General features: G+C 55.5%; 10 protein-coding genes. All 10 read left to right on the forward strand.

The features are described from left to right. Nucleotides 1-104: 104 nt before the first annotated feature. The 10 genes from ACQYWX_RS11490 (at nucleotide 105) to ACQYWX_RS11535 (ending at nucleotide 12259) form a co-directional block, all read left to right on the forward strand. Complete coding sequence (locus tag ACQYWX_RS11490) at nucleotides 105-746, forward strand: phosphoribosylanthranilate isomerase (protein WP_279501893.1); 642 nt, start codon at nucleotides 105-107, stop codon at nucleotides 744-746. Next, nucleotides 730-1950: a tryptophan synthase subunit beta gene (trpB, locus tag ACQYWX_RS11495; protein WP_216735812.1), complete on the forward strand. Its 1221-nt coding sequence runs from the start codon at nucleotides 730-732 to the stop codon at nucleotides 1948-1950. Before ACQYWX_RS11490 ends, trpB begins: the two co-directional genes overlap by 17 nt. Before the next feature lie 12 nt (nucleotides 1951-1962). Beyond that, a complete protein-coding gene (gene trpA, locus ACQYWX_RS11500; RefSeq protein ID WP_279501891.1) occupies nucleotides 1963-2766 on the forward strand; it encodes a tryptophan synthase subunit alpha in 804 nt (267 codons plus the stop codon). A gap of 20 nt (nucleotides 2767-2786) precedes the next feature. Continuing rightward, nucleotides 2787-3719, forward strand: coding sequence for an acetyl-CoA carboxylase, carboxyltransferase subunit beta (accD, locus tag ACQYWX_RS11505; protein WP_216735814.1), 933 nt, complete (start codon nucleotides 2787-2789; stop codon nucleotides 3717-3719). A gap of 44 nt (nucleotides 3720-3763) precedes the next feature. After that, nucleotides 3764-5056: a bifunctional tetrahydrofolate synthase/dihydrofolate synthase gene (gene folC / locus ACQYWX_RS11510; protein ID WP_431688864.1), complete on the forward strand. Its 1293-nt coding sequence runs from the start codon at nucleotides 3764-3766 to the stop codon at nucleotides 5054-5056. Between the two features lie 77 nt (nucleotides 5057-5133). After that, a complete protein-coding gene (locus ACQYWX_RS11515) occupies nucleotides 5134-5928 on the forward strand; it encodes an SPOR domain-containing protein (RefSeq protein ID WP_279501889.1) in 795 nt (264 codons plus the stop codon). A gap of 98 nt (nucleotides 5929-6026) precedes the next feature. Next, entirely contained in the window at nucleotides 6027-6515 is a 489-nt protein-coding gene (locus ACQYWX_RS11520) for a CvpA family protein (protein ID WP_011396317.1), read from the forward strand. A 44-nt stretch (nucleotides 6516-6559) separates the two neighbouring features. Continuing rightward, entirely contained in the window at nucleotides 6560-8080 is a 1521-nt protein-coding gene (purF, locus tag ACQYWX_RS11525) for an amidophosphoribosyltransferase (protein ID WP_279501887.1), read from the forward strand. A 214-nt stretch (nucleotides 8081-8294) separates the two neighbouring features. Beyond that, the gene (locus ACQYWX_RS11530; RefSeq protein WP_431688865.1) at nucleotides 8295-9518 is read left to right on the forward strand and encodes an O-succinylhomoserine sulfhydrylase; all 1224 of its coding nucleotides are present in this window, start codon (nucleotides 8295-8297) and stop codon (nucleotides 9516-9518) included. A gap of 242 nt (nucleotides 9519-9760) precedes the next feature. Next, nucleotides 9761-12259, forward strand: coding sequence for a DNA translocase FtsK 4TM domain-containing protein (locus ACQYWX_RS11535; protein WP_431688866.1), 2499 nt, complete (start codon nucleotides 9761-9763; stop codon nucleotides 12257-12259). The last annotated feature ends 3 nt before the right edge of the window (nucleotides 12260-12262 follow it).

Genomic DNA, 12262 nt, shown 5'->3' on the forward strand with positions numbered 1-12262 from the left:
GCCGCTTTAACTCGCTATAATCCCAAGCCTGTTATGCGCCGCCGAATCGCTGACTTGAACTTTTCCGGAAAAACGAAGAACAGCATAAAAAAGGAAGAGATAAAATGAATGCCCGCAACAAGCGCGTTCGCTGCAAAATCTGCGGCATCCTCGAGCTGGAGCATGCGCTGGCGGTCTCCGACGCCGGCGGCGACGCCATAGGATTTGTTTTTTATCCGCCCAGCCCCCGATACATTGATCCCGCCGCAGCCAGCCGCATTATCGCCCAACTGCCTCCCTTTATTTCTACTGTTGGTCTCTTCGTCAATCATAGCGCGGAGCAGGTGAGGGAGATTTTGAATGTCGTCCCTCTCGATGTGCTGCAGTTTCATGGCGATGAAGATAACGATTTTTGCCGCAGCTTTTCCCGTCCTTTCTACAAGGCCATTGGCGTGGGCGATGAGACGGACGTGGTTGCGGAGGCGGCTAAGTATCCGGATGCAGCGGCCTTATTGTTTGATACCCATGACCCGCAATTACGTGGCGGCACTGGAAGAGTTTTCGACTGGTCCCGCATTCGTCATGAGCTGGGCAAGCCGGTGATTCTCGCTGGCGGCCTGAATCCGTCCAATGTGGCGGAAGCTATTCGCACTGTCAGGCCCTATGCCGTTGATGTCAGCGGTGGCGTCGAAGCAAGCAAGGGCGTGAAGAGCATTGAATTAATCCAGGAATTTATAGGTGAGGTATATCGTGAGTACGAGGTTTGACGCTGAAACGCTGGCCAATATTCCGGACCATCGCGGCCACTTCGGTCATTACGGCGGCCGATTCGTATCCGAGACGCTCATGTCTTCGCTGTTGGAGCTGGAGCAGCATTACGAAAAATTGCGTATCGATCCCAAGTTCCAGGAAGAGTTCGATGCGGATCTGGCCGACTACGTCGGTCGTCCTTCTCCGTTGTATTTTGCGGAGCGTCTAACCAGGCAGGTCGGCGGCGCCAAGATTTATCTGAAACGGGAAGACCTGAATCACACCGGCGCCCACAAGGTAAACAACACCATCGGTCAGGCGTTGCTGGCGAAATACCTCGGCAAGCCGCGCATCATTGCCGAAACCGGCGCAGGCCAGCACGGCGTCGCCACGGCCACCGTCGCCGCCCGTCTGGGGTTGAAATGCGTGGTCTATATGGGCGAAGAAGATGTGCATAGACAGTCTTTGAATGTCTACCGCATGAAGCTTTTGGGCGCTGAAGTGCGCCCGGTCACCAGCGGCACCAAAACCCTCAAGGATGCGATGAACGAAGCCTTGCGGGACTGGGTGACCTACGTCGACGACACTTTCTACATTATCGGTACGGTGGCGGGCCCGCACCCATATCCCAAGCTGGTGCGGGAATTCCAGTCCATTATTGGTCGTGAAGCGCGCCTGCAGTGCATGGAAAAAGAAGGGCGTCTCCCGGATGCATTAGTAGCCTGCGTGGGCGGCGGCTCCAACGCCATTGGCTTGTTTTACCCCTTTATCGCGGATGAACAGATCAAAATGTACGGCGTGGAAGCCGGCGGGCTCGGATTGGAGACCGGGCAGCACGCGGCGCCGCTTTGCGCGGGTCGTCCCGGCGTGTTGCATGGCAACCGCACCTATTTGATGGAAGATGAAAACGGCCAGATTTCCGCAACGCACTCTATATCCGCAGGTCTCGATTATCCGGGCGTTGGTCCTGAGCATGCATGGCTCAAAGACATCAAACGCGCGGATTACGTTTCTGCGACAGACGAAGAAGCGCTGCGCGCCTTCCATACTCTGACTCGGGTGGAAGGCATCATGCCGGCGCTGGAGTCCAGTCATGCGGTGGCGTACGCCATGAAGCTGGCCAAGACCATGGATAAAGACCAGATCATCATCGTCAACCTGTCCGGACGCGGCGATAAAGACATCCATACTGTGGCCAAGCTTGACGGAATTGAATTTTAAAAAGGGTGTGACATGAGTCGAATTAAGCAATGCCTGGAGACGTTGAAGGCGAACAACAAAACCGCGTTGATTCCCTATGTGACCGCGGGAGATCCCGCGCCGCAGCACACGGTAAATATCATGCACGCCCTGGTTGAATCGGGCGCTGACATTATTGAGTTGGGCGTGCCGTTTTCCGATCCCATGGCGGACGGCCCCGTGATTCAGCTGGCCTGTGAGCGCGCGCTGGAGCACGGGACTTCTCTGAGAATGGTGCTGGGCATGGTGGAGGAGTTCCGCAAGACCAACACGGAGACCCCTGTCGTATTGATGGGATATTTGAATCCGGTGGAAGCCATGGGCGTGCATCCATTTACCGACGCAGCCAAGGCGGCGGGAGTCGATGGCGTATTGATCGTGGACTTGCCGCCGGAAGAAGCGGATTTGGCGGCGCCGCATCTGAAAGGAGCGGGGCTGGATGTCATCTTTCTGATTGCGCCCACCACTACGGAAGATCGTATCGCCGCCGCTGCGAAGTTCGGCAGCGGATACCTGTACTATGTGTCGCTGAAAGGGGTGACTGGCTCCAATGCCCTGGATATCGACGATGTGGAAAAACATGTCAGCGCCATCAAGTCTCTGACTGATATGCCTGTCGGGGTTGGCTTCGGCATCAAAGACGCGGCAACAGCGAAAGCAGTGTCGGCAGTATCCGATGGTGTAATTGTCGGTAGCGCACTTGTGAATACAATAGCGACTAATGCTGAAAATCCGGAGCAGATGCGCGCCAAAGTAAAAGAGCTGCTTAGCTCCATGCGCGCCGCGATGGACGAATAAACAAGTGAGTAGGGTTTAATATGAGTAACTGGTTAGAAAAAATTATTCCGGGAATGGGGGGGGCTCAGTCCAAGCACAAGAGTAACGTTCCCGAAGGCTTGTGGAAAAAGTGCCCTAAGTGCAGCGCCGTACTCTATCGCCCTGAACTGGAAAAAAACCTGGATGTGTGCCCCAAGTGTCAGCACCACATGCGCATCTCCGCACGTAGACGCATCGACATTTTCCTGGACGGCGCTGACAGAGTGGAGCTAGCTCCTGAGCTGGAGCCGGCGGATCGCCTGAAGTTCAAAGACACCAAGCGCTACAAAGACCGCCTGGTCAGCAATCAAAAAGCGACCGGTGAAAAAGACGCCCTGGTGGCCTTCAAGGGAACTGTCGCTGGCGTACCGGTTGCTGTGGTGGCGTTTGAATTCACTTTCCTGGGCGGCTCCATGGGTGCGGTGGTGGGCGAGAAGTTCGTTCGCGCCGTAAATGTCTGTCTGGAAGAAAACCGCGCACTGATCTGCTTCTCCGCCAGTGGCGGCGCGCGTATGCAAGAAGCGCTGATCTCCCTGATGCAGATGGCGAAAACCGCTGCGGCGCTGGAAGTGATGAAGCAGCGCGGCCTTCCATACATCTCTGTGATGACCGACCCCGTGTTCGGCGGCGTATCCGCCAGTCTCGCCATGCTGGGCGACCTGAATGTGGCTGAGCCCAATGCGCTGATTGGCTTCGCAGGTCCTCGCGTTATTGAGCAGACTGTGCGTGAAAAACTGCCTGAAGGCTTCCAGCGCAGTGAATTCCTGCTGGAGCATGGCGCGCTGGATATGATTCTTGCCCGCAATCAATTGCGTCGCAGACTGTCGATGCTCATCTCCAAAATGATGAAGCTGCCAGAGCCTGAATTTGAAAACGAAGACGATCTCGATGATGAGGAAATGGAAATACCGGAGCCGCCAGAAAACCTGGAATAAGCCGGCCTTAGCCTGATATCGGATCTCATAGCGTAGATAGGAATATGGAACCTCGAAGACTGTCTGACTGGCTTGATTATGTGTCGCAACTGCATACTCAGGTCATAGAAATGGGACTGGATCGCGTCAATGACGTATTTCGCCGACTTTGCCGCAACGCCAGGCTGGCGAAAACCGTGGTGACCCTTGCAGGAACCAACGGTAAAGGCTCTACGCTGGCGGCGGTAGAGGCGCTTGCTCTCGCCGCGGGCAAAACGGTAGGCGCTTACACATCGCCCCACATTCTGCGTTTTAACGAGCGTGTGCGCATTAATGGCGTTGATGTCAGCGACGAGGCGCTTGAAGGGGCGTTCGCGGCCGTAGAAGCGGCTCGCGGCCCATCGGCGCTGACCTATTTCGAGTTCACCACGTTGGTGGGGTTCTACTTGTTTCAACAGGCCAAGCTGGACGTGGTTCTGCTGGAAGTCGGTTTGGGCGGGCGCCTGGACGCGGTTAACATTGTCGATCCTGATCTGGCGGTGATCACCAGTGTGGATCTGGATCATCAGGAATGGCTGGGCGACTCACGTGAAGATATCGGCCGCGAAAAGGCGGGTATTCTGAGGCCGGGCATTCCTCTTGTCATCGCCGAAGACGCTCCGCCAACCAGTGTGGTGGACGTAGCAGGAAAGCTGGGGTGCGCAACCTTTATCTGGCGTCAGGACTTTACTCTCGAACGCACTGGCGATGCGTCGCAAACTCTGCAATGGCGCGGTCGTCGCAAGCATGCGGACATGGTCATTGACGGACTGAGCGATAACGGTCTGCCTATGGCCAATATGGCTGCGGCGATGCAGGCCGCCATGCTGCTGGACTTTGCGTTGTCGGAATCTCAAATCGCCGCTGCCATCGCTGACGTCAAGGTGCCGGGACGTTTCCAGTTGCTGCGCCGTGACCCGGAAGTATACGCCGATGTGGGGCATAACCCCCACGCTGCGCGCTATCTCAAACAATGGCTGGGTGGATTGCCGGTTAAAAAACCGCAGGTGGCGGTATTTTCAGCGCTGAAAGATAAGGATGTGGCGGGCATCGTCAAAGAACTCGCTGGCGTATTCGACCGCTGGTTTGTGTTTCCTCTCAATGTGGATCGGGCCATGCCGCTGGCGCAACTGGCGGAATTGGTCGAGCAGAATCAACCCGCGCCGCTGCAAACCTGCGATTCCTTGTCGGAGTGTCTGGCTCAGGCGACATCCGAAGTGGGCTCAGACGGGCGTATCGTCGCCTTCGGTTCTTTTTTCACCGTGGCGGAAATTTTTCAAAACGGTATGATGGGAACCGATGAGGGAGACGGTCGCTAAACGGATCGTCTCCACAGTCTTTTAATCCATTTGGTTTTTTCCATCATGATTTCTATTTACAGTCTCAGGGTTTTTCTATGGATGGATTAAAGCAGCGTATTGTCGGCGCTATTGTGCTGGTGTCTCTGGCGGTCATATTTCTGCCCATGTTGTTCGATAACGCCCAGCAGGAAAAGACATCCCAGATCATTATCATTCCTGACAAGCCGGAAACGCCCAATTTCACTATCGAAGAAGCCAAAGCGCCGCAACTGAGCGCAGGCGACGCCAATGCTGCAATGCCAGCGCAGCCGGTTGATACGCAAACTGGCGATGCGGTCGCGGACGAAACTTCCCGGATCTCAGGCTCCGCAGAGGAAATCGCTCAAGAAGCGGCCATGGCGGAGATGCACAATATGAGCGAATCCAAGCCGGTGGCAACGACGCCAGAGCCAGCTCCGCAAAAGGTTGTGGAGGCGAAGCCGGAGCCTAAACCTGAGCCGCAATCCAAGCCTGAACCCAAACCTGTGGTGAAGGCGGAGGAAAAGCCTGCGACGACGGTAGCTGTGGCGACCCCATCAGCCAGCGTCAAGAACGAGACCAAAGAGGCGCCTAAGGATTACAGTCTGGATAAAGACAAGTCTCCCGCCGCATGGTCAATTCAAATCGGTACGTTCAAGAATCGCGAAAGCGCTTTGAAAATTCGTAATGAACTGCATGGCGACGGCCATCCTGCATTTACTCAGGAATATCGCAGCTCAGAAGGCGAAAACCTGGTTCGGGTCTTCGCCGGGCCGGTAATGGAGCGCAGTCAGGCGGACAAGCTCAAGACTCAGGTGGATAAGCGCTACAAAGTCAACTCCCTCGTCGTGCAATATCGCCCAGGGCAATAGCCCGCCGCGACAAAGCATTAGTTTTTCTGCCCCCTCCTTTTTGCTAGAATGATGCGCCCCCGAAATCCGGGGGCTAATTACGCTATTTCCAGGATGCTATGATGATTTGGGCCGATTGGGTCATTATTGGAATTATTGGTTTATCCACGGTAGTCAGCCTGGTCAGAGGCTTCGTCAAAGAGGCGCTTTCTCTGGTTACCTGGGTTCTCGCATTTATAGTGGCGCGCATGTTTTATGTGCATTTGGCCACGCTGCTGGAAGGGCTTATCTCCGTACCTTCCGTCAGGCTGATTGCAGCCTTTGTCATACTTTTCATCGTGACGCTCATTATCGGCGCGTTGCTGAACCATTTGATTTCCGCATTGGTGAAGTCCACTGGCCTGTCCGGTACCGATCGTACCCTGGGCATGGCGTTTGGAATGATCCGGGGCGTGGTGTTGGTTGTCGTTGTCGTGGCGCTGTTGCGACTGACTCCCGTCGTACAGGACCCCTGGTGGTCGGAATCGACGTTAATTCCCCATTTTGAAAAATTGGAAGCTTGGTCGCGGTCGGTCTTCGGCGACCCCATAGCGTCTATGCTTACATAAACCGCTTAAATTTTGCGCGAGATTCAAAGACGAGGTAACCATACATGTGCGGTATTGTTGGTATTGTGGGTAAAGCGAATGTTAATCAGGACCTTTACGACGCACTCACCGTGTTACAACATCGTGGCCAGGACGCCGCGGGAATCGTTACCTTCCAGGACGACCGTTTTTTCCTGAGAAAGGACAACGGTCTTGTGCGCGACGTGTTCCGCACTCGCCATATGATGCGTCTGGTCGGCAGTGTGGGCATTGGCCATGTTCGCTACCCCACAGCGGGCTCTTCCAGTTCTGCGGAAGCCCAGCCTTTTTATGTGAACTCTCCTTACGGCATCACGCTGGCCCACAACGGCAACCTCACCAATGCGGAAGAGTTGGCTCGCGATATCTTTCGCACCGACCTGCGTCACGTCAACACCAGTTCCGATTCTGAAGTGCTCCTGAACATCTTCGCTCATGAGCTGCAGAAGCTGGGCAAACTGGTGCCGGAAAAAGACGACGTATTTGCGGCGGTTAAAGCGGTTCATAAGCGTGTGAAAGGCGCATACGCCGTCATCGCCATGATTACTGGCTATGGCATCGTCGCCTTCCGTGATCCCAACGGGATTCGCCCGGCCTGCTTCGGCAAACGGGAAACGGCGAAAGGGCCTGAGTACATGATCGCCTCCGAAAGTGTGGCGCTCAGCGCGCTGGGCTTCGAGCTGCAACGCGACATCGCTCCGGGCGAAGCGGTTTACATTGAGACTGACGGCAGTCTGCACACGCAGCAGTGTGTGGAAAACCCAAAACTAAACCCCTGTATTTTCGAGTACGTGTACTTCGCTAGACCCGACTCCATCATGGACGGCATTTCCGTCTACAAGGCGCGTTTACGCATGGGGGATTATCTGGCGGAGAAGATTCATCGTCTGCGCCCTGATCACGATATCGATGTGGTGATGCCGATTCCTGACACCAGCCGCACCTCCGCCATGCAAATGGCGCTGAGTCTGGGAGTGAAATACCGGGAGGGCTTTATCAAGAACCGCTACATTGGCCGCACCTTTATCATGCCGGGCCAAAACCAGCGTAAGAAATCCGTGCGTCAAAAGCTGAATCCGATCGCGCTGGAATTCCGCGGCAAAAACGTGCTGCTGGTGGATGACTCCATCGTACGCGGCACCACCTGCCGCGAGATCGTGCAAATGGCGCGGGACGCCGGCGCCAAGAAAGTCTATTTCGCCTCGGCGGCTCCGGCTGTGCGCTATCCCAACGTGTACGGCATCGACATGCCTTCCGCCAACGAGCTGATTGCTCACGGCCGCACGCCGGAAGAAGTGCAGGAACTCATCGGCGCTGACTGGCTGGTGTATCAGGACCTGGAAGACCTGGTGTCTTGCGCTCTGGAAGGCAATCCGAACATAGAAAAATTCGATTGCTCCGTGTTCGATGGCGATTATGTGACTGGCGATGTGAACGATGAATATCTCCAGCGACTGGAGGCTGTCCGTAACGACAGCAGCAAGTCCAAGCGCGAGCAGGAACTGATGATGGCGCAAGCGCCTCTGGACCTGCACAACGACGACTGATCGTCGGCAGCGTCTTTTGCGCATGACGCCGGTCGCTATGCCGGCGTCAGTCGCGCTACTGTCTAGTCAGTTGCACTAGGATCTATTCAGTCGCACGACTACCCATTCAGCGGTCAATTCAATAGACTGCACGGAACAACGCTATAGCGCCGGATAGGGGAGGGCGCTCTCTTGCTCTCCTCAGGCGGCCCCACTTCATATCCAGGAACAGACGATGTCAGGCAGAAAAACTGAAACCCGTGAGCTTCTGCTGCCCCCGGAGGTAGACTGGCGCGATGCTACGCAGGCGATTCGCGCGGGCCAGATCCGCACTCAGGAGCAAGAGCATGCGGAAGTGATTTATCCCACTTCCAGCTACGTTTTCAAGTCGGCGGCGGAAGCTGCTGCGACATTTGCTGGCGATAATCCCGGCAATGTCTATTCGCGCTACACCAATCCTACTGTACGCATGTTTGAAGAGCGTCTGGCTGCGTTGGAGGGAGCGGAAAACTGTGTGGCGACCGCTTCCGGCATGGCGGCGATTGTGTCCGCCTGTATGGCGCTACTGAAAAGCGGCGACCATGTGGTCTGTTCCCGTAACGTGTTCGGTACGACTCACGCCGTATTTGACAAGTACATGAAGAAGTTCGGCGTGGAAACGACTTTTGTGCCGCTGACGGACATGGACGGCTGGCGCGCGGCGATCAAATCCAATACCCGATTATTGTTTATCGAAACGCCATCCAATCCTTTGAACGAAGTGGCCGACATTGCGACTCTGGCGCAGTTGGCGCACGCCAATGGCGCTTTGCTGGCGGTGGATAATTGTTTTTGTACGCCGGTTCTGCAAAAGCCGCTGAGTCTGGGAGCGGACTTAGTGATTCACTCGGCGACCAAGTATCTGGACGGCCAGGGGCGTTGCCTGGGCGGCGCGGTAGTGGGTAACACTGCGTTAACGTCGGAAGTGCTGGCGTTCCTGCGCTCCGGCGGCTTTACCATGAGTCCCTTTAACGCCTGGGTGTTCCTGAAGGGCCTGGAGACGCTGCCAATTCGCATGAAAGCGCATTGTGAGAACGGCATGAAGGTCGCCCAATGGCTGAATGAGCAAAGCTGGGTGGAGAAAGTCCACTATTGCGGATTGCCTGACCATCCGGGCCATGAACTGGCTACGCGTCAGCAGAAAGGTTATGGCGGAGTGCTGTCATTCAAGGTAAAAGGCGGCAGAGAAGAGGCCTGGTCATTTATCGACAACACCAAGTGGATCTCCATCACCGCCAATTTGGGGGATGTGAAGTCCACTATGACGCATCCGGCGACCACCACTCATGGTCGCCTTTCCGATGACGACAAGGCGCTGGCGGGTATTTCCGATAATCTGATTCGTCTCTGCGTGGGACTGGAGGATTTTGAGGATATTCGTGAAGATCTACTGGCCGGCGCAGCGGCGTTGGGCGCTTGATTTTAGACGCCGGGGCGGCCGAAAGCCTCGGCGTTTTTCGTCTGATCCCGCCTGATACGACCGTCAGACTGTCGAAAAATGCATCTCCCGCCAACTTGAGCTAGAATAAAATCAATATAAACAAATAGATAGAGCGCAATTTTAATTTTTGGCGTTAAATTCTATTAATGCGCGGTTAAGCTGGGTTCACCTAGACTCCCGGCTTGTGTACACTACTGAATATTTAGCCAGCTAAAATCCTTATGCCAGCAGATATAGAAGACAACAGAGCGAAGCGCTACCTGGAGCAGGGGCTCCGCGAAGGGGTGTTGATCGCTTGTGTTACCATCGCCGTTTATCTGGTGTTGGCCCTGGTCTCGTATAATCCTTCAGACCCTGGCTGGACCAGCACAGGGCATCATTCCCAGGTCGTTAACTACGCTGGGCGCGTCGGAGCCTGGATTTCCGACGTATTGCTGTACTTCTTCGGCTACGTCGCCTACTTATTTCCCTTTTTGTTCGTCTTACGGTCGGTGCAACTGTTCCGTCAGCGCCATATGCGCCACCCTATCAACTGGTGGATGGTGGTTATTCGCGTAGTCGGTCTGATCGTGCTGGTGTTGTCCACCTGTTCGTTGTTGACCATGTATTCGGTCAGTGGCCTGAACTCCAGCTCCGGCGGCATTGTTGGCGCGGAAGTCGCCGGGATGGCGGTCGACACCTTCAACATTATCGGCAGTACGCTGGTATGGGTGGCGCTTTCCTTGTTCGGTTTCAGTATCGCCACCGGTTTGTCCTGGTTGAAGATCATGGACTGGGTGGGCGCCAAGACGCTGGCGTTGTTCCGTCGCATCGGCGAAGAGTTTTCGTCCGCAAAAGAGAAAATGGGAGAGCGTGCGGAAGCCCGCCGCGAAGAAAAAGCCAGATTAGAAGCCGAAGCGCCTCCCAAGCCTAAAAAGACGAAACGGGAAGTGAAAGACTATGATGACGAGGACGATCGTATTCCGCTGTTGGACTCTCGGGTTAATGTCCCTGAAGAGCAAGAGACTAAAAAGCGTTCCTTGCTGAGTTTCGGCAAAAAGAAAGCCGAGACCAAAGTTGAGCCCAGTTTGGGCGACACCATGGACGTGGATAGCGAAACGCCCGCGGACCCCGCGGACAAAAAGGTCAAGATTCTGCCGTTCCAGAAAGAAGCGGGAGGGGAGAGCAAACGAGCCAAACGCGCATCGCAGCCGTCGCTGTTTAACTTTGCGGAAGGTCCATTGCCATCCTTGAATCTGCTGGACCCGCCTGAAACCTCGAAAAAAGGCGGCTATTCTCCCGAGGTGCTGGAAAACTTATCGCGCCTCCTGGAGGTGAAATTGAACGACTTTGGCGTTGTCGCCGAAGTGGTGGAGGTGAACCCTGGCCCGGTGATCACCCGTTTTGAAATCCAGCCTGCGCCTGGTGTTAAAGTCAGTCGCATCAGCAATCTGGCCAAGGACCTTGCGCGTTCGTTGGCGGTGATCAGCGTGCGTGTGGTGGAGGTTATCCCTGGCAAGTCCGTGGTAGGTATTGAAATTCCTAACGAAAACCGCGACATCGTACGTTTGCGGGAAGTGTTGTCCTCTAAAGCCTATGACGATTCCAGCTCGCCATTGTCACTGGGACTGGGTAACGATATTGCGGGTAATCCGGTTGTCGCCAATCTGGCGAAAATGCCGCACTTACTGGTGGCGGGCACCACGGGCTCCGGTAAGTCCGTGGGCGTGAACGCCATGTTGATCAGTATGCTTTACAAGGCGACCCCGGAAGAACTGCGCCTTATCATGATCGACCCCAAAATGTTGGAGTTGTCCATCTACGACGGCATTCCCCATCTGCTCACGCCGGTAGTGACGGATATGAAAGAAGCCGCCAATGCGCTGCGTTGGTGTGTAGGGGAGATGGAGCGCCGCTATCGGTTGATGGCCGCCATGGGCGTCAGAAATATCGCAGGCTTCAACAAAGTCGTGAAAGACGCCATCACTGCTGGCGAGCCGATTCGTGATCCTCTGTGGAAACCGGGCGATAACGCGCTTGAAGAAGAGCCGCCGATGCTGACCCCACTGCCATTTGTTGTGGTGGTCGTTGACGAATTCGCTGACATGATGATGATCGTCGGCAAGAAAGTGGAAGAATTAATCGCCCGTATCGCCCAGAAGGCGCGAGCGGCGGGTATTCACTTGATCCTGGCGACCCAGCGGCCGTCGGTGGACGTTATTACTGGTTTGATCAAAGCCAACGTGCCGACCCGTATGGCGTTTCAGGTGTCCTCTAAGATCGACTCCCGTACTATTTTGGATCAGGGCGGCGCAGAGCAGTTGCTGGGGCACGGCGACATGCTGTATTTGCCTCCCGGTACCGGCTTGCCAATCCGTGTGCATGGCGCATTTGTCGACGATGATGAAGTGCACCGTGTGGTGGATGACTGGAAACAGCGGGGCGAGCCTGATTATCTGGACGAAATTCTCGACGGCGCCACTGACAGCGAGTTTGTCGCTAGTTTCGATGGCGGCGGCGACAATAACAACGGCACCGAAAAAGACGACCTGTTTGATCAGGCTGTGGCCTTTGTGACCGAAAGTCGCAAGGCGTCCATATCCGCCGTGCAGCGTCGTCTGAAAATTGGCTACAACAGGGCGGCCAACCTGGTTGACGCGATGGAGGCGGCGGGCGTGGTCTCGTCCGCAGGCCATAACGGCTCCCGGGAAGTTCTGGCTCCACCTCCTCCTAGAGACTGATAT

The organism is Hahella sp. NBU794 (genome assembly GCF_050749805.1).
Lineage (GTDB): Bacteria > Pseudomonadota > Gammaproteobacteria > Pseudomonadales > Oleiphilaceae > Hahella.